The organism is Pseudomonas aegrilactucae (assembly GCF_019168305.1).
Lineage (GTDB): Bacteria > Pseudomonadota > Gammaproteobacteria > Pseudomonadales > Pseudomonadaceae > Aquipseudomonas > Aquipseudomonas aegrilactucae.
The window spans coordinates 278,613-304,176 of the sequence record NZ_JAHTBI010000010.1 but is presented as its reverse complement, the minus strand read 5'-3'; the positions used below and the strand labels follow the sequence as shown (position 1 = coordinate 304,176).

The window sequence follows — 25,564 nt, the reverse complement described above, 5'->3', positions numbered from 1 at the left end:
TGGGAGCTGGCTTGCCAGCGAAGGCATCGACGCGGTGCCTGTCATTGCGCGGTATCGACATCCCCCGCCTGCCCGCACAACCACTCCAGCAACGCCATCAACCCTGGCGCCGCAGCCCTGGGCGGTCGCACAAGATAGTAGCCCTTGCCGGTCTTCACCCGCAGTTCGAACGGCATCACCAGCCGCCCGCTGGCCAGGTCATCGCCGATCAGCGCCCAATCCCCGATCGCCACCCCCGTCCCCTGCGAAGCCATCGACATGGCCATGTCCAGTGTCTCGAAATGCTGGCGCCGGCCCTGCCTGGGAATCTCGACCCCCGCCGCTGCCAGCCAGGTGCTCCAGTCTTTCTCATCGCGCGCCGGGTGTAGCAGCATATGCCGTTGCAGATCACCCAGTTCGCGCACCGGCAACTGCGGTGCACACACCGGCGTCAGTTGTTCATCGAACAGCTTGAGCACCTGCAACCCATGGTTGGGCTGTGCGCCATACACCACCGCTGCATCGAAGCCTTCACGGCGAAACTCCACCCCATGCTGCACCGTGGTAGTCAGCTCCACCGGCACATCCGGGCGCAACGCCTGCCATTCCATCAGCCGCGGCAGCAACCAGCGCATCACGCAGGTGGGGGCCTTGAGCTGCAAGGTGGCGCGCTGTGCCCCCACCTGCTGCACACCTTCCTCGATCAGGCCGAACACCTGCTGCACCCGTGGCAGCCAGTCCTGGCCTTCGCGGGTCAGGCTCAGGCCACGGGCCTGGCGCACGAACAGGGGGTAGCCCAGGTGCTCCTCGAGCCCGGCAATCTGACGGCTCACCGCACCCTGGGTCAGGTGCAGTTGCTGCGCCGCGCGGGTGAAGTTGCAGCAGTGCGCGGTGACCAGGAACGTGTGCAGGGCGGGGAGTGGCGGCAGGCGCTTCATTGGAATAAGCCATGAGCTGAGGACATGGCTAGTATGAGGATATTTGCGTTGTGCCGGTAGCCGGTGGCGGGTCCAATTGTGCCTTGTTCCGGAACAATCTCAGGCAGAAGAACATGGCCACTTGCGGCGAAGTACTGGTAAGACTCCTCGAAGACTACGGTGTAGACCATGTGTTCGGCATCCCCGGCGTGCACACGGTCGAACTCTACCGTGGCCTGGCCGGCTCGAGCATCCGTCACATCACCCCGCGCCACGAGCAAGGCGCCGGGTTCATGGCTGACGGCTTTGCCCGTACCCGCGGCAAGCCCGGCGTGTGCTTCATCATCACCGGCCCCGGCATGACCAACATCACCACGGCCATGGGCCAGGCCTACGCCGATTCGATTCCGATGCTGGTGATTTCCAGCGTGCAGTCGCGCAACGCCCTGGGGGGCGGGCGCGGCAAGCTGCACGAACTGCCCAACCAGAGCGCGCTGGTGGGCGGGGTGGCAGCGTTCTCGCACACCCTGATGAGCGCCGATGACCTGCCGGCTGTACTGGCCCGTGCCTTTGCGGTGTTCGACGGCGCGCGCCCGCGCCCGGTGCATATCGAGATTCCGCTGGATGTGCTGGTCGAAGACGCCGACCACCTGCTGGCCAGCGAGCCTGTACGCATCGCCCGCGCCGGTGCCGCGCCGGCGCCGGTGGCGAAGATGGCCGCATTGCTGGCCACTGCGCGCCGCCCGCTGATCCTGGCCGGGGGTGGTGCCATCGAGGCGGGCGCCGCCTTGGCGCGTCTGGCCGACTACCTCCAGGCGCCGGTTGCGCTGACCATCAATGCCAAGGGCCTGCTGGCGTCGCAGCATCCGTTGCTGATCGGTTCGACCCAGTCGCTGGTGGCCACCCGTGAGCTGGTGCGCGAGGCCGATGTGGTGCTGGCGATCGGCACCGAACTGGCCGAAACCGACTACGACGTCACCTTCAAGGGCGGCTTCGAGATCCCCGGCACGCTGTTGCGCGTCGATATCGACCCGGACCAGTGTGTACGTAACTACCCGCCCAAGGTCGCGCTGGTGGCCGATGCCGAGCAGGCGGCCGACGCCCTGTTGCGGGCCTTGGCCGATCAGCCGGCACCGCTGCGCGGCAGCGAGTGGGGCGCGGCGCGGGCCAGCCGTTTGCGCCAGGCCCTGGCCAGCGAGTGGGACGCGGCCACGCGTGCGCAGACGCTGTTCCTGCAAACCGTGCTGCAGACCCTGCCCGACGCGGTACTGGTAGGCGACTCGACCCAACCGGTGTACACCGGCAACCTGACCCTGGACCTGGACCAGCCGCGTCGCTGGTTCAATGCCTCGACCGGCTACGGCACCCTGGGCTATGCCTTGCCGGCGGCCATGGGCGCGTGGCTGGGCAGTGCCGAGCAGCGCGAACGACGCTTGCCGGCGGTGTGCCTGATCGGCGATGGCGGCCTGCAGTTCACCGTGGCCGAACTGGCCAGTGCGGTGGAGGCGCAGGTGCCGCTGATCGTGCTGCTGTGGAACAACCAGGGTTATGAGGAGATCAAGAAGTACATGCTCAACCGCGCCATCGAGCCGGTGGGTGTGGACATCCATACCCCGGATTTCATCGGCGTGGCCAAGGCGCTGGGCTGTGCCGCCGAGGCCGTAGGCGGGGTCGAGCAATTGCGTGCGGCCTTGCGCGCCGCAACTGACCGTAACGGCCCCAGCCTGATAGAAATCGACCAGGCAATCTGGATGCAGGCGGTGCAGCCATGCTGACCTTGCCGGGCATTTTCATCGATGGCGTATGGCAGCACGGTACGCAGGTGCTGACGGTGACCAACCCGAGTACCGAACAACGGCTGGCCCAGGTTGCCGGCGGTGACGGCGAAGCCGTGGCGCGGGCGGCGCAGGCGGCGCAGGCAGCGTTTGCGCAGTGGTCGCGTACCACGGGGGCGCAGCGTGCCGAGCACCTGCGTGCAATTGCGCGTGGGGTTGAAGCGCGCCGCGAGCGCCTGATCGAGCTGCAGTCGAGCAACAACGGCAAGCCGCTGGCCGAGTCCGCCATCGATGTCGATGATGTGATCGCGACCTTCGACTACTACGCAGGCCTTGCGCAGGCGCTGGATGCACAGCAGGACCAGGCGCTGGCGTTGCCCAGCGAGGATTTCGTCGCCCGCGTACGGCGCGAACCGTGCGGGGTGGTGGGGCTGATCGTGCCGTGGAATTTCCCCATGGTGACCACCGCCTGGAAACTTGCCCCGGCGCTGGCGGCCGGTTGCTGCGCCGTGCTCAAACCGTCGGAGGTGACGCCGCTGGCGGAACTTGAACTGGCGCACATCATTGCCCAGAGCGGGCTGCCAGCAGGCGTGTTCAACCTGGTCTGCGGCACGGGGTTGGCGGTGGGCGCGCCGTTGGCGAGCGACCCGCATATTGCCAAGGTCTCGTTCACCGGCAGCAATGCGGTGGGGGTGCAGGTGATGCAGCGCGCCGCCGAGACGGTCAAGGGCGTGAGCCTGGAGCTGGGCGGCAAGTCGTCATTGCTGGTGCTGGAGTCTGCCGACCTGCAGCTTGCGATCGAGCTGGCGTGTGGCGGTGGTTTTTTCAATGCCGGGCAGATGTGCTCGGCGACCAGCCGGGTGCTGGTGGCCGATGCGCTGTACGACGCCTTTGTCGACGGCGTGCTGGCGCGCGTGGCGGCGATTCGGGTGGGCGATCCGTTTGCCGGCGAAACCGACATGGGGCCGCTGGTCAACCAGGCCCAGTACCTGCGGGTGATGGGCGCCATCGAGCGGGGTGTGCAGTCCGGCGCGAGCGTGTTGTGCGGGGGCAGGCGAGTGGAGCGGCCGTGCGGTTACTTCATCGAACCGACCGTCTTTGCCGATGTGCCGCTGGACAGTGCGCTGTGGCGTGAGGAAATCTTCGGCCCGGTGCTGTGCGTGAAGCGCGTGGGCAGTGAAGCCGAGGCCGTGGCGTTGGCCAATGACAGCGAGTTCGGACTGGTGGCGAGTGTGGTGGCAAGCGACCTGCCCGTCGCGCAGCAGGTGGCCGACCAGTTGCAGGCGGGGCTGGTGTGGATCAACGCACCGCAAGTGATCTTCCCGCAGGCGGCGTGGGGCGGGTACAAGCAGAGCAGCCTGGGCCGTGAGCTGGGGCCGTGGGGGCTGAGTGCGTTCCAGGAGGTCAAGCACGTGGTGACGGCCGTGTAGCACCCTTCGCTGGCAAGCCAGCTCCCACAAAGACCGCGCCGTATTCACGGGTGGCACTGTACCTGTGGGAGCTGGCTTGCCAGCGAAGGCGCACTAGAGGGCGCTGCGCAACCTGGCCATGTCCCGCAACGGCGGCGCCCCATACAGCCGGCTGTACTCGCGGCTGAACTGCGACGGGCTTTCATACCCCACCCGATACCCCGCCACCGACGCCTCCAGTCCCTCGTTGAGCATCAGCCGCCGTGCCTCCTGCAAGCGCAGCTGTTTCTGGTACTGCAACGGGCTCATCGACGTCACCGCCTTGAAGCGGTGATGCAAGGTCGATGCGCTCAGGTTCACCTCCCGCGCCAGGTCATCGATACGCAACGGCTGATGAAAATGGTCATTGAGCCATTGAATCGCCTGGCATACGCGGTGGGTCTGGGTATTGGCCATGGCGATCTCGTACAGCCGCGCGCCTTGCTGCCCGCGCAACAGCCGGTACAGAATTTCGCGGCGGATCAGCGGCGCCAGCACGCCGATGTCCTTGGGTGTGTCGAGCAGGCGGATCAGGCGCAGCAACGCGTCCAGCAACTGGCTGTCCAGGCGCTCGACGAACAGGCCGCGCTCCGACGGCTGCGAGGGCACGCCCATGGGCCCGGCCTCGGCGATCAACGCATTGATTTCGGCCGGGTCGATGTCCAGCCGAATGCCCAGGCTGGGGTTCTGCGGGCTGGCTTCAAGCAGGGCGCCGCTGACCGGCATGGCCACTGACACCACCATGTAGTGCAGCGGGTCGTAGACATAGGTTTCGTCGCCCAGGCAGATTTCCTTGCGGCCCTGGGCCAGGATGCACAGCGCCGGTTGCGCCAGGGTCGGCATCGAGCGGCTGCTTTGCTCGTAGCGTGTCAGGTGCAGGTCGGCAATGGCCGAGGCTGCGCCGCCAGGCGTCGGGCAGTGGCGGGTGATCAGCCCGGCCAGTTCCAGGCGCAACAGCTCCAGGGCCGGGTCCAGTGAAGGGGAGGTGAGTTCAGGGGCTGACATGTGTGGTTCCTCTGCCGATGGGCGCAGCATAGGTTTGTGCAAGCCGGGGCGCTAGCTGGATGCTGCGCCGTTCTTGCCTGATCCTGCCGCACGTGCAGAATCAGGCAAGCCATCGACAGGAATCGCCTAACGCGTCTGGCGTTGTGCCCCGTAGTCTTGGCAGCCTGGTTTCTGTCCCTGGCCGCTTCAAGGAGCACTGCACATGACGTCATCTCAACCGGTCAGCCACCTGTCCTTCGTACGTGCCAGCGCGGGCCGCTCGGCAGAACTGGGCACACGCCTGCAACAGTTGCTGGCACCGTCCCGTCAAACCCCGGGGTGCCTGCATTTCAGTGTGCAGCGCTCTACTTGCGATGCCGACCTGTGGTTGCTCAACGGGGTATGGGCCGACACCTCGGCGCTGCACGACTATTTCGCCTCGCCCAGCCTGCAGCTGTTTGGCGAACTGGTGCAGGCGCGGGTGGTCGACAGCCTCGACCTGCATACCTTCACCGAGCATCCGGCAGGGTAGAATGGCCGCTTTCCGGCAACTGATGTGGAGGTGAGTGGCAATGGCACGTAAAGAATTCGAAGCCTTCGAAGCCGTATCGGCAGTGGTTCCGGGCGAGGGCGGCTACAGCGCCGCGATCGCGGTCAAGGCGCTGGGCGCCGGCGGCGCACCGCGTTTTCACAAGGTGCTGCCAGGGCAGACGTTCAAGACCGCACTGGACGCCGACGACGCTGCCACCTGCGAACTGGAGCGCCTGCAAGGCGTCAGCGACGACGCCGAACTGGTCTGGTAGTCACGCCTGCGGGCGGCCCATCCTGAACAGGTTGCCCAGCTCGAAATAATCTGCCGGGCCGCCGCCACGCAGGATCGGCTGGGCGGCGGCGGTATCGTAGATCCCGTCCTTGAGCAGGTGCTCGGCGATATGTACCGCCACCACCTCGCCCAGAATCAGCCAGCTGGGTACCAGGGCCTGGTCGGCGCGTTGCAGTTGCACGATCTGGGTCACCTTGCATTCGAACGACACGGGGCTTTCCTGCACCCGCGGCACGGCGATCACCTTGGAGGCTACCGGGGTCAACTGGCTCAGCGCGAACTCGTCGACCTGCGGCGCCACGGCGGCGCAGCTCTGGTTCATGGCCTCGGCCAGCGGGCGGGTGGCCAGGTTCCAGGCAAACTCGCCGGTCTGTTCGATATTGTTCAGGCTGTCTTTGCGCCCGACGCTGCAGAACCCGATGATCGGCGGAATGTAGTTGAAGGCGTTGAAAAAGCTGTAGGGCGCAAGGTTCAGGCGGCCCTCGCGGTCGTGCGAGGAGATCCAGCCGATCGGGCGCGGGCCGACGATGGCGTTGAACGGGTCGTGGGGCAGGCCGTGGCCTTTTGCGGGTTCGTAGTAGTACATCAGCGGGCCTTGTGGGCGGAGGGGGCGCCCAGTGTGCCAAGACTTGCGGTCCCTGAACACGACTAAGCCCGGCCGAAGCCGGGCTGTGAGCGTTGCAGGGTATTTAGCTGAAGCGGTGCGCCTTGGTGCGGTCAAAGCCGTCTTCGGCAAATTTGTGTGCATTGGTGCGATCAAAACCGTCTTCCGCAACCTTGGCGGGTTGAGCGTGTTCAATCGCGAAATTGTGCGCCTTGGTACGGTCGAAGCCGTCCTCGGCGAAGGCGTTGGCAGCCAGTACAGAGAGGGCCAGGGTCAGGATCAGTTTGGTTTTCATGGGGGGGGCTCCGGGGTAGTGAGAGGTGGTTTGCTGCTGTGGGGTTGATGTTACGCTGATGAAATTGATTAAAAAAGCGCAAATAACAGGCTATTAAAATCGAATAAATAGATGCTTATGAGTGATCCCGAATCAAGCCCATGAAAAAGGGGGCCTCCATCGCTGGAGGCCCCCTTTTGGTGTTGCCTGGGTATATCAGTCAGTCACGATCCGCGAATGCGTGCGGGTGTCCTTCATGAACACATACACCAGCAGCGAGCAGGCGATGCACGCGGTGACGTACCAGTAGTAACCGGTCTCCATGTTCATGCTCTTGAACCACAGCGCGACGTATTCGGCGGTACCGCCAAAGATCGACACGGTCAGCGCATACGGCAGGCCCACGCCCAGTGCACGGATCTCGGTGGGGAACAGCTCGGCCTTCACCACGGCGTTGATCGAGGTGTAGCCGCTGACGATGATCAGCGCCGCCATGATCAGGAAGAACGCGCCCCACCAGCTCTGGATGGTATGCAGGGTGGTCAGGATCGGTACGGTGAAGATCGTGCCCAGCACACCGAAGGCGATCAGGATCGGACGTCGGCCGATCTTGTCCGACAGGCTGCCGATCACCGGCTGCAGGCACATGAACAGGAACAGGGTGGCCGCCGAGATCATCGTCGAGTCACTGATGCTCATGCCCACCGTGTTCACCAGGTACTTCTGCATGTAGGTGGTGTAGGTGTAGAACGCCAGGGTGCCGCCCATGGTCAGGCCAACCACGGTCGCCAGCTCCTTGGGGTGACGCAGCAGGGTGCGCATCGAGCTCTCTTTCGGCTTTTCCTGCTTGGTGAACGAGGCGGTTTCTTCCATGCCGCGACGCAGGTACAGCGCTACCACCGCACACAGCGCGCCGATCACGAACGGTACGCGCCAGCCCCACGAGTACAGCTGCTCGGTGGTCAGGGTCTGCTGCAGGATGATCAGCACCGCCAGCGCGATGAGCTGGCCGGAGATCAGCGTCACATACTGGAAACTGGAGAAGAAGCCGCGACGTTCCTTGGTTGCCATCTCGCTCAGGTAGGTGGCCGAGGTGCCGTATTCACCGCCCACCGACAGGCCCTGCATCAGGCGTGCGATCACCAGCAGCACCGGCGCGGCAACGCCGATGGTCTCGTAGCTTGGGGTCAGGGCGATGACCAGCGAGCCTGCGCACATCAGCAGCACCGAGGCCATCAGCGCGGCCTTGCGCCCCTTGCGGTCGGCATAGATCCCCATCAGCCAGCCGCCGATCGGGCGCATCAGGAAGCCCACGGCGAAGATCGCAGCGGTGTTGAGCAATTGGGTAGTGGTGTTGCCGGCCGGGAAGAAGGCCTTGGCGAAGTACAGCGAGAACGCGGCGTAGACGTACCAGTCGTACCATTCGACCATGTTGCCGATGGAGCCGGAGAAAATCGACTTGAGACGGCTGGAGGTGGTTTTGTCAGCGGGCGCGGCCGCCGCCCCAGCAGGCAATGAAGTGGAGTTATCCATTGAAGGATCCTTCTAGTTGTTTTTGTGGAGCGCGCCGAAACGCAGCCTGATACGGCTATAGCAGGACTTGTGCCAGCTGCCGCAGGCCCGGTCTGGAAGGGTTACAGCGCTCGAATGAGCGGAAATCCGCTCATCTGCGTGTCATGGGTAGGCAAGAATCCGCCTACTCGGCGTCGCGTCCGAGAAAGTCTTCGCGCAGCAGGCCATGGCGCTGCATCTTCTCGTTGAGGGTACGGCGCGGCAATTGCAGCTCTTCGAGCACGGCCTTGATATCGCCCTGATGGCGGCTCAGGGCGGCGCGCAGGCATTGCGCCTCGAACGCTTCCTGTTGTGCGGCCAGCGACTGGCCGGCACCCGGCTCCAGTGTCTCGGGTTCGCCCAGGCCCAGCGCATGGCGTTCGGCGGCGTTGGCCAGTTCGCGCACGTTGCCGGGCCAGTCGTGGCTGAGCAACTGGCCCAGTTGTGCGCCGCTCAAGGGCGGCGCGCTGCGCCCCAGGCGTTCGCCGGCATCGCGGGCAAAGTGCTCGAACAGCAGCGGGATGTCCTCGCGGCGCTCACGCAGCGGCGCCAGGCGTAGTTCGGCCACGTTCAGGCGGTAGGCCAGGTCTTCGCGAAAACGCCCGGCACGGGCTTCAAGCAACAGGTCGGGCTTGGTTGCGGCAATGATGCGCAGGTCTACGCTGATGCTCTGGTTGGCGCCCAGGCGCTCGAGCTTGTGCTCCTGGATCACGCGCAGCAGCTTGGCCTGCTGGGCCAGTGGCATGCTTTCGATTTCGTCGAGGAACACGGTGCCGCCGTTGGCGTACTCCAGCTTGCCGATGCGCTTGCCCTGGGCACCGGTGAACGCGCCGCTTTCATGCCCGAACAGCTCGGCCTCGAACAGCTGCTCGGGGATGGCCGCACAGTTGAGCGCCACGAACGGCTTGGCGGCGCGCGGGCCGAAGTCGTGCAGGCAGCGTGCGACCCGCTCCTTGCCGCTGCCGGTTTCGCCACGGATCAGCACGTTGACCGGCAGCCCGGCCAGGTCCAGTACCTGGCGGCGCAACTGCTGCAAGCCCTGGGACATGCCCAGCAAGGTGGTTTCCAGGCGTGCCTTGAGGTCGGCCTGTTCATGCAGGCGGCGGTTCTCCAGCACCAGCTGGCGTTTCTCCAGTGCGCGGCGCAGGCTGCCGAGCAGGTTTTCGGGGCTGAAGGGTTTCTCCAGGAAGTCGTAGGCGCCGTTGCGCATGGCTTCCACTGCCATCGGCACATCGCCATGCCCGGTGAGCAGGATCACCGGCAGGTCGGCATCGTGCGCCTGCAGTTGCTCCAGCAGTTGCAGGCCGCCCATGCCGGGCATGCGCACATCGCTGAGGATCACCCCCGCGAAGTGTTCGGGCAGTTGCGCCAGGCAGGCTTCGGCGCGTTCGAACACCTGCACCTCGAAGCCTGCCAGGCTCAGCCACTGCTGTACCGCCATACGGATACTGGCTTCGTCGTCGACGATCATGACTGCGTTCAGCATGCAGGCTCCGGGTCGCAGGGCAGGGTGAAACTGAAGCGTGCGCCACCAGGCTGGTTGTCGACCTGCAGGCGCCCGCCGGCTTCATGGATGATGCCATAGGAAATCGCCAGGCCAAGCCCCAGCCCTTCGCCCACCGGCTTGGTGGTGAAGAACGGGTCGAACACGCTGTCCAGGTGCTCCTCCTTGATGCCGCCGCCACTGTCGAGCACGCTCAGTTGCCAGTGTTCATGGCCGTTTTCGATGCGCACTTCAAGGCGTTTGAAGGTCTTGTCGGCCATGGCGTCCAGGGCATTGCGCAACAGGTTGATCAGCACCTGCTCCAGGCGAATCGGGTCGCCTCGTACCCAGGCCGGGCGGGCCAGGTACAGTGCGGTGCTGACGCCTTCGGCGCGGATGCGCGGGTCGAGCAACTGCAGTGCCTGGTCGACCACCGTGGCCAGGTCGAGGCGTTCGCGCAGGCCACTGGGGCTGTTGCGCGCGAAGGTCTTGAGGTGCCCGGTCAGCGCCGCCATGCGCGTGAGCATCTGCTCCAGCGGTTGCAGGGCCTGGCGCGCCTCCTCGAGGCGCTCGCCGTCGAGCAGCAGGCGCAGGGTTGCCAGTTGCATGCGCTGGGTGGTCAGCGGCTGGTTCAGTTCATGCGCCAGGGCGGCGGACATCTGGCCCAGGGCCGCCAGCTTGGTCGATTGCACCAGGCCTTCCTGGGCGGTGCGCAGCTCGCGGGTGCGCTCTTCGACCAGGCGCTTGAGTTCGTCGCGGCTGCGCTTGCGCAACCGCGCCAGGCGCAGGCGCTGGCTGACGAACAGCATGGCAAATACCAGGGTCAGCCAGAGGGCGGCGGCGGCCAGGCCGGCATTGCGCCCCTCGTCGCCGGTCTGGGGTTTGCGCAGCAGGTGCAGGGTCCAGCCTTCGGCTTCCAGCGGCAGGCTTTCCCACAGGTAGTCGGTGCTGCCCTCGGGGCGCTGCACGCGCACCAGGTGGCTGTTGTGGTCAAAGCGCGTCAGCACCTGGCGCTGCAGGGGCAACAAGGCCTGCTTGTCGTATTGACGGGTGGCATCGAGTTCGTTGAAGTCGGCCGCCGACAGCGGGTTGAGCTCGCGGTAGCGCCAGTCGTCCTGGTTGGCGATGAAGATGATCCCGCGCGCATCGCTGACCAGCAGCACGTCGCTGCCCTGGCGCCATTCGCGCTCCAGCTCGGGAAACTCCAGCTTGACCACCATGGCGCCGAGAAAACGCCCGTCGCTGCCCAGCACCGCACTGGACAGGAAGTAGCCGGGGATGCCACTGGTCACGCCTACCGCGTAGAAGCGCCCGCTGCCCTGGGTGCGGGTCTGCTTGAAGTAGGGTCGAAAGCCGTAGTTCTGCCCGACATAGCTGTTGGGCAGGTTCCAGTTGCTGGCGGCGACCGCAAGGCCGGTGTGGTCGAGCAGTTCCAGGGTCGAGGATTTTGCGGCGCCATTGATGCGTTCGAGCTTGCGGTTCATCGCGTCCCGGGTCGCGTCGCCCACCGGGCCACTCAAGGCGTTGATCAGTTCGGCGTCCAGCGCCAGTACGGCGGGCAGCGCGCGATAACGTTCGATCAGGGTATGCAGCGAGTTGGCATACAGGCCCAACTGCTGGCTGGCGCGCTGGGTGTCGTCGAGCATCGCCTGGCGTTTGGCCTGGTGCATGGCCCAGCCGGCAGCAAGCAGGGTGCCGGCAGTGATCAGCAGCAGGATCAGGCCCAGGCGCAGGGCACGGAATGTTGAAGGCATGGCACGCAGTACCCCGGCAAGGGGGAAGGCCGAACGGCGCTTCCCCGTGAGCATGACAGCGGCTTACAGCAGCTCGAAGCGCTGCTGTTGCACGGTCTGTGAGTCCAGGCCGACCTGGACGTTGAACTCACCCGGTTCTGCCACCCATTGCAGCTGGTTGTTGTAGAACTTCAGGTCGTCCGGGCTGATGGTGAAGCGCAGGGTGCGCTCCTCGCCGGCCTTGAGCATGATCTTCTGGAAGTTCTTCAACTCCTTGACGGGGCGGCTCATGGAGGCGGCGACGTCCTGCAGGTACAACTGCACCACGGTCTCGCCGTCACGCGTGCCAGTGTTTTTCACGCGTACGCTGGCTTCCAGGCTCTGGCCCTGCTTCAGGGTTTTGGCCGACAGGCTTGGCGCCGAGACGCTGAAGTCGCTGTAGCTCAGGCCGTAGCCGAAGGGGTAGAGCGGGCCATTGGGCTCCTCGAAGTACTGCGAGGTGTAGTTGCCCGGCTTGCCCGGGGTATACGGGCGGCCGATGCGCAGGTGGTTGTAGTACATCGGGATCTGGCCGACCGAGCGCGGGAAGGTGATGGCCAGCTTGCCCGACGGGTTGTAGTCGCCAAACAGCACATCGGCGATGGCGTTGCCGCCTTCGGTGCCGCTGAACCAGGTTTCGAGCATCGCATCGGCCTGCTCGCGTTCCCACGCCAGCGACAGCGGACGGCCGTTCATCAGTACCAGCACCAGCGGCTTGCCGGTGGCCTTGAGGGCTTTGATCAGCTCGCGCTGTACGGGCGGGATTTCCAGGGTGGTACGGCTGGACGACTCGTGGGACATGCCGCGCGACTCGCCGACCACGGCCACCACCACGTCCGACTGCCTGGCTGCCTTGACGGCTTCGTCGATCAGCACCGCGGCCGGGCGCGGGTCGTCGACGATTTCCGGGGCATCGAAGTTGAGGAAGTTGAGGTAGTCGAGCATGGCCTTGTCGCCGGTCACGTTCGAGCCTTTGGCATACAGCACCGTGGCCTTGTCGCCCAGGGCGCGGCGCAGGCCCTCACGCACGGTGACCGACTGGTGCGGCCGGCCGGCGGCGGCCCAGCTGCCCATCATGTCGATGGGGGCGTCGGCCAGCGGCCCGACCAGGGCGATGGTGCCGGCCTTTTTCAGGGGCAGGGTCTGCGCGCGGTTTTCCAGCAGCACCAGGCTGCGGCGGGCTACATCGCGTGCGGCTTCACGGTGCAGGCGGCTGTCGGCGTAGGTGTCGGCCGGATCGTCCTTGGCCTGGCCGATGCGGCGGTACGGGTCGGCGAACAGGCCCATGTCGTATTTGGCCCCGAGGATCTCGCGCACCGCGTTGTCCAGCTCGGCCTGGCTGACCGCGCCGGACTTGAGCAGGCCTGGCAGTTCCTGGCCGTACAGGGTGTCGTTCATGCTCATGTCGATGCCGGCCTTGATTGCCAGCTTCGCCGCTTCGCGGCCATCGGCGGCCACGCCATGGCGCACCAACTCGGTGATCGCGCCATGGTCGCTGACGGTCACGCCCTTGAAGCCCCAGTCGCGGCGCAGCAGGTCGTTCATCAGCCAGGTGTTGGAGGTGGCGGGCACGCCGTTGATCGAGTTCAGCGCGACCATCACGCCGCCGGCGCCGGCATCGATGGCGGCGCGGTAGGGCGGCAGGTACTCGTTGTACATGCGCGTGGGGCTCATATCGACCGTGTTGTAGTCGCGCCCGCCTTCCACCGCGCCGTACAGGGCGAAGTGCTTGACGCTGGCCATGATGCTGTCGGCATTGGCCGGGTTGTGGCCCTGGAACGACTCGACCATCACCTTGGAGATGCGCGACACCAGGTAGGTGTCTTCGCCAAAGCCTTCACTGGTGCGGCCCCAGCGTGGGTCGCGGGCGATGTCGACCATCGGTGCGAAGGTCATGTCGATGCTGTCGGCGGCGGCTTCGATGGCCGAGGTGCGGCCCACGGTGGCGATCGCGTCCATGTCCCAGCTGGCGGCCAGGCCCAGGCTGATCGGGAAGATCGTGCGGTGGCCGTGGATCACGTCGTAGGCGAAGAACATCGGGATCTTCAGGCGCCCGCGCATGGCGGCGTCCTGCATCGGCCGGTTTTCGTCGCGGGTGATCGAGTTGAAGGTGGCGCCGATACGCCCGGCGGCGATTTCCTTGCGGATCATTTCGCGCGGCATTTCCGGGCCGATGCTGATCAGGCGCAACTGGCCGATCTTTTCCTCGACGGTCATCTGCTTGAGCAGGTTGGCGATGAACGCCTGTTTATCCTGCAACGGCGCGGCAGATGTTTCGGCCAGGGCCGATTGACTGGCCAGGCTGACGAGAAGGCCCAGCAAACACAGCTTGTTCATGAATTCTGTTCTCTAGGCGTCGACAGTCGTCACGGTCAAGACTGTCCGGCCGAAGTTGGGGGAGCGGCTATTGTTGTAGTTGGCTGGGGCATCTTTTAGCCGATTGGGCGATTTCGATCCAGCGGCGGCGTCGGATTATGCCTCAAGTCCGGTGTGTTACGGGTAATCACGGAGGGTCGCGACAATGCAGGCAATCAACGGCGCACGCGCGTGGCTGGTGCTGATACTGGCCAGCCTGCTGGCCGGCTGCGGGATCAACAACATTCCCAACTACGACGAACAGGTCAAGGCGGCCTGGGCCCAGGTGCAGAACCAGTATCAGCGCCGCGCCGACCTGATCCCCAACCTGGTCGAGACGGTCAAAGGCTATGCCCGGCAGGAGCAGGAAACCCTGACCGCGGTGATCGAGGCGCGGGCCAGGGCCACGTCGATCAAGGTGGACGCCAGTACCGTCGACGATCCGGAGAAACTGCGTCAGTTTCAGGCCGCACAGGCGCAGCTGGGCGGGGCGCTGGGGCGCTTGCTGGTGGTCTCGGAGCGCTACCCCGACCTCAAGTCCAACCAGAATTTCCTGGCCTTGCAGTCCCAGCTCGAGGGCACCGAAAACCGCATCGCCGTGGCGCGCAAGGACTTCATTGCCGCGGTGCAGCGCTACAACACCGAGATCCGCACCTTCCCCGGGCGGCTGTGGCACAGCGTGATGTACAGCGACCTGCCGCTGCGCGAGAACTTCGAGGCGACCAGCGCCGATGCCCAGAAGGCACCTGAAGTGAAATTCTGATGCGTCTGCCCAAGGTCCTGCTGTGCCTGGTATGGCTGGCGAGCACCGGCGTGTTGTGGGCTGCGCCGGAGTTTCCGGCGCTCAGCGGGCGCGTCGTGGACGGCGCCGGGCTGCTCGACAGCGGCGCGCGCAGCCAGCTCGAGCAATTGCTCAAGGGGCACGAGCAGGCCACCGGCGAGCAGGTCGTGGTGGTGACCCTGGCCAGCCTGCAGGGGCAGAGCATCGAGGACTACGGCTATCAGCTCGGGCGTCACTGGGGCATCGGCCAGCAGGGCAAGGACAACGGTGCGCTGTTGATCGTCGCCGCGCAGGAGCGCAAGCTGCGCATCGAAGTCGGCTACGGCCTGGAAGGGCGCCTGACCGATGCGCAGGCCTCGGTCATCATCAACAGCGTCATCACCCCGGCGTTCCGGCGCGGCGAGTTCAGCCAGGGCATCGTGCTGGGCACTGCGGCGATCCTGCAGGTGCTCGGCGGCGCGCCGCTGGACGAGCCGGCGCAGGGCATCACGGGGGCGGGGCAGGACGGCCCGCCGATCTGGGCCGTGGGCCTGTTCATCCTGCTGATCGTGATCGTGTTTGCCGTGCAGGGGCTGGGCGGCGGACGCTCGGGGGGGCGTGGCGGCGGTTTTGGCGGTGGCCTGGGCGGGGGCTTTGGCGGCTTGGGCGGTGGCGGTGGCGGATTCAGTGGCGGTGGCGGCAGTTTTGGGGGTGGCGGCGCTTCCGGCGGCTGGTAATGCATTCAACAACAGAGACTCACACATAGATGACATTGCTCAGCGAACACGAACAGCGTCAGGTCGCCGAGGCGATCAATCGGGTCGAGCAGCACACCGACGCGGAACTGGTGACGGTACTGGCCGCCCGCGCCGACGATTACGCGTATGTTCCGTTGCTGTGGGCCAGTGTGCTGGCACTGATGGTGCCCGGGGTAGTCCATTACCTGAGCGGCTGGCTGAGCGTGCATGGGCTGTTGCTGGCGCAATGGCTGACCTTCATCGTGCTGTGCCTGGTGTTTCGCCTGCCGCGCCTGACGCCCTTGCTGGTGCCGCGCACGATTCGGCACTGGCGCGCCTCCAATCTGGCGCGGCGCCAGTTTCTGGAGCAGAACCTGCACCACACGGCGGGCAGTACCGGCCTGCTGATTTTCGTCAGCGAAGCCGAGCGTTATGTGGAGATACTTGTCGATGAGGGCATTTCCAGCCGGCTCGACAACCAGGTGTGGTCGGCCATCGTGCGCCGCTTTACCGCCCAGGTGCGCGATGGCCAGACGCTGCAGGGGTTCGTCACCTGCATCGAGGCTTGCGGCGAACTGCTGGCCGCCCATGTGCCGGTGACCCACGCGCGCAATGAACTGCCCAACCGACTGGTGGTACTGGACTGAGCGGCGTGCGCTGATCGACAAAGGCTGTGCCTGGCGCGGTCATCCACGTAAAATGCGCGCCATTGTGCGCCTGCGGGCGCCTTCCGCAACCCGAGGCACCCATTCCCCATGTCCGTTACTCCCACCGCCCCGGCTGCGCCGGACGCGCGCGCGCAGTTCATGGCGCTGCTCGCCACCAGCCTGCAACAGCACACCTTCCTCAAGCTGGTACTGGCCCGCCATGTCGGCAGCGAGCTCGACCTGCAGCGGGTCACGGCCAAGCCGCTGACGGTCAAGGGGCAGGCCAGCCTGTCGTTCGTGTACCGCTACAAGACCCGCGACATCACGCGCAACCTGGCGCTGGATGAAGCGCTGGGGTTGATCGACGAACTGTTGCCCGGCGCGTTTCGCAATGCCCACCTGCTGAGCCTGAGTGATGAAGTGCAGTTGGAATTCACCAAGAAGGGCAAGCCGATGCTGCACTGCAATGCCGTGCAGCAGGTGCGCGCGGCGGTGACGGGTGAGCATGACCGTGAGAAGAAGCGCTACCTTGAGCTGAGCCGGCCGTTCCTGCACGACCTTGGCGTGACCGACAGCCAGCAGGCGCTGATCCCGTCGATGTCGCGCAAGTGGAAGCAGATCAACAAGTTCATCGAAGTGTTCTCGCATGCCCTGAACACTGCGCCAGTGGCGGCAGACCAGCTGGTGCGGGTGGCGGACTTCGGCTCGGGCAAGGGCTACCTGACCTTCGCCATCCACGACTACTTGCGCAATACGTTGCAGCGTGATGCGCAGGTGACGGGGGTGGAGTTGCGCCCGGACATGGTCGAGTTGTGCAATGCGGCGGCGTCGCGCCTGGAGCATCCGGGCCTGCACTTCGAGTGCGGCGATGTGCGCAGCGTGGTGCCCAGCGCGATCGAGGTGATGATTGCGCTGCATGCGTGCGACATTGCCACCGATTATGCGATTCATACCGGCATCCGCTGTGGTGCGGCAATCATCATGTGCTCGCCGTGCTGTCACAAGCAGATCCGCCCGCAGTTGAGCAGCCCGGGCCTGCTCAAGCCGATGCTGCAGTATGGGCTGCACCTGGGCCAGCAGGCCGAGATGCTGACCGACAGCCTGCGTGCGTTGTACCTGGAGGCCTGTGGTTACGAGACCAAGGTGTTCGAGTTCATTTCACTGGAGCACACCAACAAGAACAAGATGATCCTTGCGACGCGGCGTCGCGAGGCGCCGGCACCGGGTGCATTGCTGGAGAAGATCCAGGCGTTGAAGGACTTCTATGGGGTCAACGAGCACTGCCTGGAGACGTTGTTGCGGGCGGACGGCCTGATTCCTGCCTGAACCTCACCATCGCAGCTCAGGTCTTGACCGGCGCCGGATGCACCCGCGCCTTGCGCCCCAACACCACCGTCAGGATCACCCCGCCGGCGAACAACCAGGTAATCGGCTCGACGTGCTCGCCAAAAAACAGCGCCGATAGCGTAATGGTGAAGAAGATCTGCAGCAGTTGTACCTGGCTGACCCGCGCAATCCCGCCCAGCGCCAGGCCGGCGTACCAGGCGAAAAAGCCGATGAACTGCGAAAACAGCGACACATAGCCAAAGGCCCACCAGGTACGCGGGCTGATACTGCCCTCATGCTGCAGCGCCAGGTACACCACCGGCCCGAGCAGCAATGGGCTGGACAGCACCAGCGCCCAGCAGATCACCTGCCAGCCACCCAGCTCGCGCGCCAGACGGCCACCTTCGGCATAGCCCAGGCCGCCCACGGCAATCGCCGCCAGCATCAACAGGTCACCGGCCTGGATCTGCCCGGCGCCCATGATCATCGCGTAGGCCACTACCAGCGCACTGCCCAGCGCGGCGCAGGCCCAGAAGGCCCTGGACGGCCGCTCGTGCGAGAGCCAGGCGGCATACACGGCCACGCACAGCGGCTGCAACCCGTTGACCAGGGCGCCGTGGGAAGCCGGCACGCTCTGCATGGCCCAGGCCGACAGCACCGGGAAGCCCAGAATCACCCCCAGTGCCACCAGGCTCAGGCCCTTGATCTGCCGCCAGGTGGGCCATTTTTCGCGCCGCCACAGCAACAGCACCGCCGCCGGTATCGCGGCCACCAGCGCACGACCGAGGCCATTGAGCAGCGGGTGCATTTCCTGCACCACGATACGGGTCATGGGCAAGGTCAGGCTGAAGATGAGCACGCCGAGCAGGCCGAGGGCCAGGCCGGTGTTTTCGCGGGTAGACATGAGGGCGCCTGAGGGCTGGTGTGGCTGCTCATTGAGCCACAGGCCAGGCGGGGAATCTTGTTACAGTTGGCAACAAAGGTGTCCGTACAGTTGGCGTCGCGGTGGTCGTTTCGCCGGGATTGCCGACGAAGGCCACCCCCCATCTGACGTCTAGCGCCGCCGACCTACCGCCTTGGGCGGCGGCGCCGGGATATTCTCCAGCGCCCCCAGCGGGTGCGTGGTCGCATCGAAAAAGTACAGCGCCAACGCGGGGCAATCCTCGAACACCCGCGCGTAATGCTGTTTCTGGCTGACGATGGCGGCCTCGCTTACCGGCAGTATCGAAATCGCCAGATGCGTGGGTTGTGCCTGTTTGATTGCCTGCACCAGATGGTGATCGGCTCGGTCCAGATGATGCCCGAACACGCACAGGCCTTCGCCATGGCTGGCCAGTGCGGCATGGCACCAGGTCAGGTAGTCGGAACTGCGAATCGCCCGCAGCTTGTTGTCGCTGGTGTCTTCGTTGACGAACAGCGGTACATCTCCAGGCGTGTTGATGGCAAAGCCATCGAGCAACTGGCTGCCACTGGCCGCGCGCTGGCGCGTGCTGCCGTGCTGGGTCTTGAGCAGGTGCAGGCCGCCGTGCAGGTAGTGCATGCGTGTGCCTGTGCCTTGGGGCCGGCCGACGTCGAAGTCGCCTTCCTCATCGAACAGCACCTCAAAGCCTTCCGGCGCCTGGCTCACGGCCCAGTGGCAGAGCAGGTCGTAATTGCTGGAAAACACGTTGCGGTACTGGCGCAGTGCACCGTTCATCGCCGCCAGGTGCGTGTCGGGCAGCCGCTTGAACGCAATGTGCACGCTGCGTATGGCATGGATCAGCGCCTCCTTGATCGCGTAGTAGCGATTGAGCGGCGCCGACGAGCTGATGGCCAGCGCGGCATTGACTTGCACGGTGGTGTTCAGCGCGCTGAGTACCGGCGCGAACAGCTCACTGTGCAGGGATTTGAACAAGGCCTGGTCAGTCAGCCCAAGCGGTTTGTGCCGCACGCGCTGGGCCAGGTCGAACAGCGAAAAATACGCGAACGGCCGCCATACCGCACGGCTGGCGCCATTGCCCAGCAGCAGACCGGTACAGGGATGAAGCGTGGCGAGGTGCGGCCAGGCCGCCAGGGTTGCATCTACGTCGGCGAGGGGCATGGAGGTCTCGTAGGAATTTGTTGCACATTGGCAGGTGGCGACTGTAGCACGCCGTCGCACTGTCATCAGCGCCGGGGACTATGCTCGGGCAACCGACAACAAGCAGGAGGCAATATGCGGGCACTACGATGGGCGGCAGTGGCATGCGTGGGGTGGCTGGTTGCCGGCCAACCGGTATGGGCGGGTCAGGGCGCGGCGCTGGCCAGGGCCCAGGGCATTGCGTACCCGGCAGTGATCGCGCATCGCGGGGCCTCCCACGATGCGCCCGAATCGACGGCGCCCGCGTACCTGCTGGCGCGTGAACTGGGCGCCGACTACCTGGAGCTGGACGTGCAGCGCAGCCGCGATGGGGTGCTGGTGGCGGTGCACGATGATCACCTGTTGCGTACCAGCGACGTGGCGACGCGCTTCCCTGCCCGCAAGCGCAGCCCCGTCAGTGCGTTCACCCTGGCCGAGCTCAAGTCCCTGGATGTCGGCAGCTGGTACAACCAGGCTTACCCGCAGCGTGCCCGCGCAGCGTTTGCCGGCCTGAAGATCATGACCCTCGATGAAGTCATCGACATCGCCGACGGCAATCCGGATCGCCGTCCTGGCCTGTATATCGAAACCAAGATGCCCGCGCAGTTTCCCGGCATCGAGCAGGACCTGCACGCCGTGCTGCAGGCGCGCGGCTGGCTGGACACTCCGGGGCGCGTGGTGCTGCAGAGCTTTGATCCGACCAGCCTGGGGCTGCTGCACAAGGCCATGCCGCAGGTGCCCAAGGTGCAGTTGCTGTGGGTGGGCAAGGGTAGCATCGAGCCGCTGTCGGGGCAGTCGTTTGCCGAGTCTGGTGAGACCGACAGGGCCGCGTTCTACGCACGCCAGCAACCCCGGGACAACGCCGAGTTCGAGCGTTGGCTCGACCTCGCCAAGGCCGTGGGTGCGGTCGGTGCCGGGCCCTCTGCGGCTCTCAGGGGGGGCGGCACACAAAGCTATGCCGACCTGGTCAAGCCGTGGATGAACCGCATGGCCCATGAAAAAGGGCTGCTGGTGCATGTGTATACCGTGGATGAACTACCCGATTTCAGGCAGGTCACCGATGCCGGCGTGGACGGTATATTCACCAATCGCAGCGGCCAGGTGCTGCGGTTCTATGGTCGCCCTGAGGTTCAGGACGAAGTGGCGCTGCTTGAAACCCTGGGTTATTGAGGTCGCGCTCAAGGTCCTTCCTGTTCCAGCCGGATCACCTTGTTGCGCCACAGCCGGTACGCCCGGATCCCCGCGCGTACCGAGCCATACAGCAACTCGCTGCCTATCTCGCGCGCCAGCCCCGAGCGTACCAGCATGCGCAGGAAGCGCCCACGGGCCCTTGCGATGCCCATCACGATGCCTTGCGCCATCAGGGTTTCACGCACTTCGCGCAGCGCGGCAATACCACTCACGTCAATCGAGCTGACCGCCTCGGCATCGAACAGCACCGCGCGCGGCGTTTGCTCCTGTTGCACCGCATCGAGCAGGCGCATCTTGAAGTAGTCGGCGTTGAAGAACAGGATCGCATCGTCGAAGCGGTACACCACCAGCCCTGGCACGGTGCGCGCATCCTGGTGCTGGCGGATGTCCACCTGGCCTTCTATGCCGGGTGCCCAGCCGAGCACCGCATCGGTGGGCTGGTAGATGCTGTAGAGCAGGCGCAGGATCGCCAGGGTGACGGCAATGATGATCCCCGGCAACACGCCCACCCCCAGCACGCCCACCGTGGTCAGTATGCATAGCCAGAACTCGAAGCGGCTGAGGGTGTAGATCTTGCGCAGCGACTGCACATCGATCAGCCCCCAGCCGGCCATCAACAGCACCGCACCGAGTGCCGCCTGTGGAATCCACGCCATGGGGGCGGTGAACAGCAGCAGGCACAGCGCAATCACCACGGCGGCAATGATGCCGACCAACTGGCTTTTGCCGCCGACCATGTCATTGACCGCCGTGCGCGAATCCGCTCCGCTGATGGCAAACCCCTGTGAGGCGCCGGCCGCGAGGTTGGACACGCCCAGGGCGAGGAACTCGTGGTTGGCGTTGATCGCATAGCCATGGCGGGCGGCAAAGCTGCGAGCGGTGAGCATGGCGCTGCAGAAACTCACGGTGGCGATTCCCAGCGCGTCACGCAGCAGGCTTTTCATCTCTTCCAGGTTGCTCTGCGGCCAGGCCAGCGTCGGCATGCCGGCCGGTACCGGGCCCAGTACCGCTACACCGAAACGGTCAAGGCCGAACAGCCCGGCCAGCGCCGTGGCGATGGCCACGGTCACCAGTGCCGCAGGCAACCTGGGGTAGCGCCGTGGTAGCCAGATCAGCAGCGCCAGGCCGGCCAGGCCGATGAACAGGGTCAGCCAATGGATCTCGCCCAGGCGTTCGAACAGGTTGATCACGCTCAGCACGAAGCCGTTGCCCTCGATCTTGAACCCCACCACTTTGCCCAGTTGCCCGGCCAGCAGGCTCAAGCCGATGCCGTTGAGGTAGCCGATCAGGATCGGTCGCGAGAAGAAGCTGGCGATGAAACCGGCCCTGGCCAGGCCTGCTGCAATCAGCATCAATCCCACCAGTACCGTGACGATCACCGACAGTTGTGCCAGGCGCTCGGGGTCACCCATGGCCAGGGGCGCCACGGCGCCGGCGACCATCGCGCAGGTCGCGGCATCGGGTCCTACCATCAGTTGGCGAGAACTGCCGATCAGTGCGTAGACGATCATCGGCAGGATGCATGCATACAGCCCCACCTGGGGTGGCAGGCCGACAATCTGCGCGTAGGCGATGGCGATGGGGATCTGAATGGCGGCAACCGACAACCCGGCCTGCAGGTCGGGGCGAAACCATTCGGCGCGGTAGTGAAGCAGGTTGGCGAGACCGGGGAGCCAGCGGGAGAGAAACATGTACGAGTCCTTGTGATGTTTCAGGCAAAGCTGCGCTGGAGCAGGTGCCGCTATGGTGGATGGATTACGCAGTTTTAGGAATCATCTTACTTAGGTTTATACTGGATGCTCATCGACTTCGAACCCCTTGGATGCCAATGGAAGCTGTACTTTCTAATGGCCGGAACCCTCAAGGTTCGGTCAAAAGCTTTGCATCGTGCCGCAATATCGCACAGGGGCCGGTGATCATCGTCGCGTCGGGGAGTTCCGCGAAGGATTTCCCCATCGAGCAGTTCGCCGACGTGCCGATGATTACCATGAATGGCGCCATCTCGATGTTTGCCGACACCGACATCGATCCCTTCTTTTACGTCTGTTCGGACACTCACTTCCGTGTTCAGCAGCCAGGGTTGTATGCGCTGGCCATGCGGCGTAGTAAACGGGTAGCGCTGTGGCAGCCCGAAGTCGAGCCGCCCGCAGGCGAAATGTACCTGCTCAAGAAGGCTCACGATCTGTCATTGCTCGGTTCGCTGTTCAACCGCGAACCTCACCACGCCAGAAGCTGGGCGCTGTGGAACAAGCGTGCCCGCTCGATCGGCTTCAGCAAGGACATGCAGCACGGTTACTTCGACGCGCGTACGGTTGCCTACCTGGCGCTTCAGGTTGCCTACCATGTGGGTTTTACCAAGGTCTTCCTGGTGGGTGTTGACCTGAATCAGTCAGCAGGGCGTTTCTACGAGCACAAGCACTCGATCAAGTCGCCGTGTGGCCTGGATCAGCATTACGAGCGCCGGATCCTGCCGTCGATGAAGTTGATGGCCAGGACGGTGATGGGCAGTAGATTCGAGGTGTACAACCTGTCGCAGACGTCAAGAATCCCGCTATCGCTGATTCCGAAGGTGACGACCGAGCAGGTACGGGTGATGCTGGACCGCGGCTGAGGCGCGAGCACTGGAGGTCGGAGCAATCGGGGTTTGACTCAGTAACCTTGGCGGTTGCTGTCAGCAGGAGGCTGAGAAAGGAAGCTGGAGCGGGTGAAGGGAATCGAACCCTCGTTATCAGCTTGGGAAGCTGGAGTAATGCCATTATACGACACCCGCTTGCAGGCGCACTTTGTACCAGAACTGCGTGACGATTTGAAGCCTTTCTTGGCAAAACGTGCGTGCGACCTGTAGCGCAAGGGCGTGCATCCTGCTTCTGCCCAGGGGGCTGATGATGACGCGGGCTGCGCTACAGGTGCTCGAACTGTTCAAATGGCCAGCGCATGCTGGCCCTGCGCGTAGTGACTGCGTGCGCGCTGCTCCCGTGCCTGGGGCTGCAGGAAACCCAGCAGCACCTCACGTGTATCGCGGCAGGCCGCCTTGTTTTCCATGTCCAGAAAATGCCCGGCACTGCGGATCGGGCTGAAGTGGCTGTGGCGCACATGCCGGGCAAACTGCCGGGCGTCGCTCGCGGTGGTGTACTCGTCCCACTCGCCATTGACGAACAGCACCGGAATGTCGATGGCCTGCGCCGCCCGCAAGGCACGCTCCAGATCGTGGTCCAGCACCTGGTGGATGTGGAAGTGCATCTGCTCGTATTCGTGACTGTGCAGGCTGCTCACATGCCGATAGTTGAAGCGCTTGAACAACGACGGCAGGTATTTGCCGATGGTGTCGTTGATCAGGTTGCCGACCTGAAAGCGGTCGCACTCGCGCAGGTAGCGCGAGCCGCGCTCCAGGTAGTCGCGCATCGGTTCGTTGATGACCGGCGAGAATGAACTGACCACCGCCTTCTTGATGCGCCGCGGCTTGTGCGCCAGCGCAAGCAAGGTGCAGGCACCGCCCCAGGAGAACGACATCACATGGTCGGCGCCAAAATGGTCGATCAGTTCCAGCAGGATCTGACCCTCGATTTCCTTGGTCAGCAGGTGATCGTTGACGTTGTGCGCCCTGGATTTGCCCGAGTAGGGCTGGTCGTACAGGACCACGTTGAATTGCGGGTGCAGGTTGCGCACCGTCTGGGCGAAAGACGCTGTGGTGGCGAGCGAGCCGTTGATCAGGATGATCGTCTTCTGTGCGGCGTCTGCGCGATAGAACTCCGTGTAAACCCGGTACTGACCTTGTATATCCAGCACAGCAATTTCTGGCCTCATGTCATCGACTCCTGGCGCAAAAAGGGTATCCGTGCAAGCAAGCTTGCCCGTTCTTTATGACAGGTAGGCATACGCCTTGAAGTGGAGCGAGGGGCCCAGTGTCGATCCGCAGCACGCTGGTCGACGGGTATTGTTGTTAGGCGGGCAATCTGCCGGACCCCAACGCATCAAGGCGCTGGTAGCCAGCAAAAAGGTGTCTTTGACTACGGGCGTGACTGGTTGGTCACATGCAGACTGACGATTGGATTCAAGCAGGCGCATGCAGAACCTGCAAGTGCCGTTGGGCAAATCCGTGATTATTTTCTGCCGAGCGGTCGTGACCTCAGATGGGCCGTACTTCGTCCGGGCGTAAAGCGCGGTACTGGCCCGGGGCGAGCAGCGGGTCCAGGTGCAGTGGGCCCATGCTCTCGCGGTGCAGGCGCGTGACCTTGTTGTCGAAGAACCCGAACATGCGCTTGACCTGATGGTAGCGCCCTTCGACGATGCTCAGGCGGGCGCTGTGGCTGCCGAGCAGGGTCAACTGCGCGGGCAGGGTGGTCAGGTCCTCGAAGGCGAAGTAGCAGCCTTCACGAAACTTCGCGACGTACGCCTGGGTGATCGGCTGTTCGGTTTCGACGTAGTAGGTCTTGGGCAGCTTTGTGGCGGGCTGGGTCAGGCGTCGTGACCACTGCCCATCGTTGGTCAGTACCAGCAGCCCGGTGGTGTTGAAGTCCAGGCGTCCGGCAATGTGCAGCCTGTGCTTGTCCGGCTCCTTGAGCAGGTCGAGCACGGTGCGGTGCAGCGGGTCGAGGGTGGCGCTGACACAGCCGACCGGCTTGTGCAGCATGAAGTAGCGTGCGGGCTGGCCGGCCTGGAGCACCTGCTGATCAACCTGGATACAGCTGAATTCGCTGACCGCATGGTGCGGGTCGCTGACCGCCACGCCGTCGACGTGCACACGCCGTTGCACCAGCAACAGGCGCACCTGCTGGCGATTGAAACAGGGCAGGTTGCTCAGGAAACGATCGAGGCGCATGGCAGTTGGGTGTGCAGGGCA

At 64.7% G+C, this 25,564-nt stretch carries 22 protein-coding genes, 1 tRNA gene and 1 pseudogene; 10 read left to right on the top strand and 14 right to left on the bottom strand.

Annotated elements, in window-relative coordinates; translation table 11 throughout:
• Nucleotides 1-41: 41 nt before the first annotated feature.
• Entirely contained in the window at nucleotides 42-917 is an 876-nt protein-coding gene (locus KUO17_RS04565; protein ID WP_217973898.1) for a LysR substrate-binding domain-containing protein, read from the bottom strand.
• Nucleotides 918-1,030: 113 nt separating this feature from the next.
• Here KUO17_RS04565 and KUO17_RS04560 point away from each other — a divergent pair, with 113 nt between their 5' ends.
• Both KUO17_RS04560 and KUO17_RS04555 read left to right on the top strand, forming a co-directional pair.
• Nucleotides 1,031-2,671, top strand: a complete 1,641-nt coding sequence (locus KUO17_RS04560; RefSeq protein ID WP_217973896.1) for a 5-guanidino-2-oxopentanoate decarboxylase — start codon at nucleotides 1,031-1,033, stop codon at nucleotides 2,669-2,671.
• On the top strand, nucleotides 2,665-4,101 hold the full coding sequence (locus tag KUO17_RS04555) for an aldehyde dehydrogenase family protein (RefSeq protein ID WP_217973895.1): 1,437 nt from the start codon (nucleotides 2,665-2,667) through the stop codon (nucleotides 4,099-4,101). Before KUO17_RS04560 ends, KUO17_RS04555 begins: the two co-directional genes overlap by 7 nt.
• A gap of 93 nt (nucleotides 4,102-4,194) precedes the next feature.
• Here KUO17_RS04555 and KUO17_RS04550 read toward each other — a convergent pair whose 3' ends face one another.
• Nucleotides 4,195-5,124, bottom strand: coding sequence for an AraC family transcriptional regulator (locus KUO17_RS04550; RefSeq protein WP_217973894.1), 930 nt, complete (start codon nucleotides 5,122-5,124; stop codon nucleotides 4,195-4,197).
• Between the two features lie 202 nt (nucleotides 5,125-5,326).
• On the opposite strand from KUO17_RS04550, the gene KUO17_RS04545 reads away from it, so the two are divergent.
• Both KUO17_RS04545 and KUO17_RS04540 read left to right on the top strand, forming a co-directional pair.
• On the top strand, nucleotides 5,327-5,635 hold the full coding sequence (locus KUO17_RS04545; protein WP_217973893.1) for a putative quinol monooxygenase: 309 nt from the start codon (nucleotides 5,327-5,329) through the stop codon (nucleotides 5,633-5,635).
• 40 nt (nucleotides 5,636-5,675) lie between these two features.
• Nucleotides 5,676-5,906: a hypothetical protein gene (locus KUO17_RS04540; RefSeq protein ID WP_217973891.1), complete on the top strand. Its 231-nt coding sequence runs from the start codon at nucleotides 5,676-5,678 to the stop codon at nucleotides 5,904-5,906.
• Here the strand turns inward: KUO17_RS04540 and KUO17_RS04535 are convergent, their stop codons facing one another.
• The 6 genes and pseudogenes from KUO17_RS04535 to bglX all read right to left on the bottom strand — a co-directional run bounded on the left by KUO17_RS04535 (nucleotide 5,907) and on the right by bglX (nucleotide 13,947).
• Nucleotides 5,907-6,512, bottom strand: a complete 606-nt coding sequence (locus KUO17_RS04535; RefSeq protein WP_217973890.1) for a flavin reductase family protein — start codon at nucleotides 6,510-6,512, stop codon at nucleotides 5,907-5,909.
• Nucleotides 6,513-6,618: 106 nt separating this feature from the next.
• A pseudogene (locus KUO17_RS04530) lies at nucleotides 6,619-6,825 on the bottom strand (heme utilization protein); the annotation flags it as partial.
• A 195-nt stretch (nucleotides 6,826-7,020) separates the two neighbouring features.
• Nucleotides 7,021-8,337 carry an MFS transporter gene (locus tag KUO17_RS04525; protein WP_217973888.1) on the bottom strand — a complete coding sequence of 439 codons (1,317 nt, stop codon included), beginning with the start codon at nucleotides 8,335-8,337 and terminating at the stop codon, nucleotides 7,021-7,023.
• A 163-nt stretch (nucleotides 8,338-8,500) separates the two neighbouring features.
• Complete coding sequence (locus tag KUO17_RS04520; protein ID WP_217973887.1) at nucleotides 8,501-9,841, bottom strand: sigma-54-dependent transcriptional regulator; 1,341 nt, start codon at nucleotides 9,839-9,841, stop codon at nucleotides 8,501-8,503.
• Entirely contained in the window at nucleotides 9,835-11,592 is a 1,758-nt protein-coding gene (locus KUO17_RS04515) for a sensor histidine kinase (RefSeq protein ID WP_217973885.1), read from the bottom strand. Before KUO17_RS04515 ends, KUO17_RS04520 begins: the two co-directional genes overlap by 7 nt.
• Nucleotides 11,593-11,655: 63 nt before the next feature.
• The gene (gene bglX / locus KUO17_RS04510; protein WP_217973883.1) at nucleotides 11,656-13,947 is read right to left on the bottom strand and encodes a beta-glucosidase BglX; all 2,292 of its coding nucleotides are present in this window, start codon (nucleotides 13,945-13,947) and stop codon (nucleotides 11,656-11,658) included.
• A gap of 184 nt (nucleotides 13,948-14,131) precedes the next feature.
• Between bglX and KUO17_RS04505 the strand changes: the two genes are divergently transcribed.
• The 4 genes from KUO17_RS04505 to KUO17_RS04490 all read left to right on the top strand — a co-directional run bounded on the left by KUO17_RS04505 (nucleotide 14,132) and on the right by KUO17_RS04490 (nucleotide 17,435).
• Nucleotides 14,132-14,728 (top strand): LemA family protein, encoded by a 597-nt coding sequence (locus KUO17_RS04505; RefSeq protein WP_217973881.1) that lies wholly within the window; start codon nucleotides 14,132-14,134, stop codon nucleotides 14,726-14,728.
• The gene (locus KUO17_RS04500; RefSeq protein WP_217973880.1) at nucleotides 14,728-15,462 is read left to right on the top strand and encodes a TPM domain-containing protein; all 735 of its coding nucleotides are present in this window, start codon (nucleotides 14,728-14,730) and stop codon (nucleotides 15,460-15,462) included. Before KUO17_RS04505 ends, KUO17_RS04500 begins: the two co-directional genes overlap by 1 nt.
• A 29-nt stretch (nucleotides 15,463-15,491) precedes the next feature.
• Nucleotides 15,492-16,109 carry a TPM domain-containing protein gene (locus KUO17_RS04495; protein ID WP_217973878.1) on the top strand — a complete coding sequence of 206 codons (618 nt, stop codon included), beginning with the start codon at nucleotides 15,492-15,494 and terminating at the stop codon, nucleotides 16,107-16,109.
• 108 nt (nucleotides 16,110-16,217) lie between these two features.
• Nucleotides 16,218-17,435, top strand: coding sequence for a class I SAM-dependent methyltransferase (locus tag KUO17_RS04490; RefSeq protein WP_217973876.1), 1,218 nt, complete (start codon nucleotides 16,218-16,220; stop codon nucleotides 17,433-17,435).
• A gap of 16 nt (nucleotides 17,436-17,451) precedes the next feature.
• On the opposite strand, the gene KUO17_RS04485 is transcribed toward KUO17_RS04490, so the two are convergent.
• Nucleotides 17,452-18,339 (bottom strand): DMT family transporter, encoded by an 888-nt coding sequence (locus tag KUO17_RS04485; RefSeq protein ID WP_217973875.1) that lies wholly within the window; start codon nucleotides 18,337-18,339, stop codon nucleotides 17,452-17,454.
• Between the two features lie 150 nt (nucleotides 18,340-18,489).
• Entirely contained in the window at nucleotides 18,490-19,515 is a 1,026-nt protein-coding gene (locus tag KUO17_RS04480; RefSeq protein ID WP_217973873.1) for a DUF4917 family protein, read from the bottom strand.
• A 114-nt stretch (nucleotides 19,516-19,629) separates the two neighbouring features.
• Here KUO17_RS04480 and KUO17_RS04475 point away from each other — a divergent pair, with 114 nt between their 5' ends.
• Nucleotides 19,630-20,703 carry a glycerophosphodiester phosphodiesterase gene (locus KUO17_RS04475; RefSeq protein WP_217973872.1) on the top strand — a complete coding sequence of 358 codons (1,074 nt, stop codon included), beginning with the start codon at nucleotides 19,630-19,632 and terminating at the stop codon, nucleotides 20,701-20,703.
• A gap of 8 nt (nucleotides 20,704-20,711) precedes the next feature.
• On the opposite strand, the gene KUO17_RS04470 is transcribed toward KUO17_RS04475, so the two are convergent.
• The gene (locus KUO17_RS04470) at nucleotides 20,712-22,415 is read right to left on the bottom strand and encodes a SulP family inorganic anion transporter (RefSeq protein ID WP_217973871.1); all 1,704 of its coding nucleotides are present in this window, start codon (nucleotides 22,413-22,415) and stop codon (nucleotides 20,712-20,714) included.
• Nucleotides 22,416-22,552: 137 nt separating this feature from the next.
• Here KUO17_RS04470 and KUO17_RS04465 point away from each other — a divergent pair, with 137 nt between their 5' ends.
• Nucleotides 22,553-23,335, top strand: a complete 783-nt coding sequence (locus KUO17_RS04465) for a lipopolysaccharide biosynthesis protein (RefSeq protein WP_255263400.1) — start codon at nucleotides 22,553-22,555, stop codon at nucleotides 23,333-23,335.
• A gap of 85 nt (nucleotides 23,336-23,420) precedes the next feature.
• Here the strand turns inward: KUO17_RS04465 and KUO17_RS04460 are convergent.
• The 3 genes from KUO17_RS04460 to KUO17_RS04450 all read right to left on the bottom strand — a co-directional run bounded on the left by KUO17_RS04460 (nucleotide 23,421) and on the right by KUO17_RS04450 (nucleotide 25,543).
• Nucleotides 23,421-23,494 (bottom strand) — tRNA-Gly (locus KUO17_RS04460).
• A gap of 149 nt (nucleotides 23,495-23,643) precedes the next feature.
• Nucleotides 23,644-24,528 (bottom strand): alpha/beta fold hydrolase, encoded by an 885-nt coding sequence (locus KUO17_RS04455; protein ID WP_217973869.1) that lies wholly within the window; start codon nucleotides 24,526-24,528, stop codon nucleotides 23,644-23,646.
• Nucleotides 24,529-24,850: 322 nt separating this feature from the next.
• Nucleotides 24,851-25,543 carry a pseudouridine synthase gene (locus KUO17_RS04450; RefSeq protein WP_217973868.1) on the bottom strand — a complete coding sequence of 231 codons (693 nt, stop codon included), beginning with the start codon at nucleotides 25,541-25,543 and terminating at the stop codon, nucleotides 24,851-24,853.
• Nucleotides 25,544-25,564: the final 21 nt, after the last annotated feature.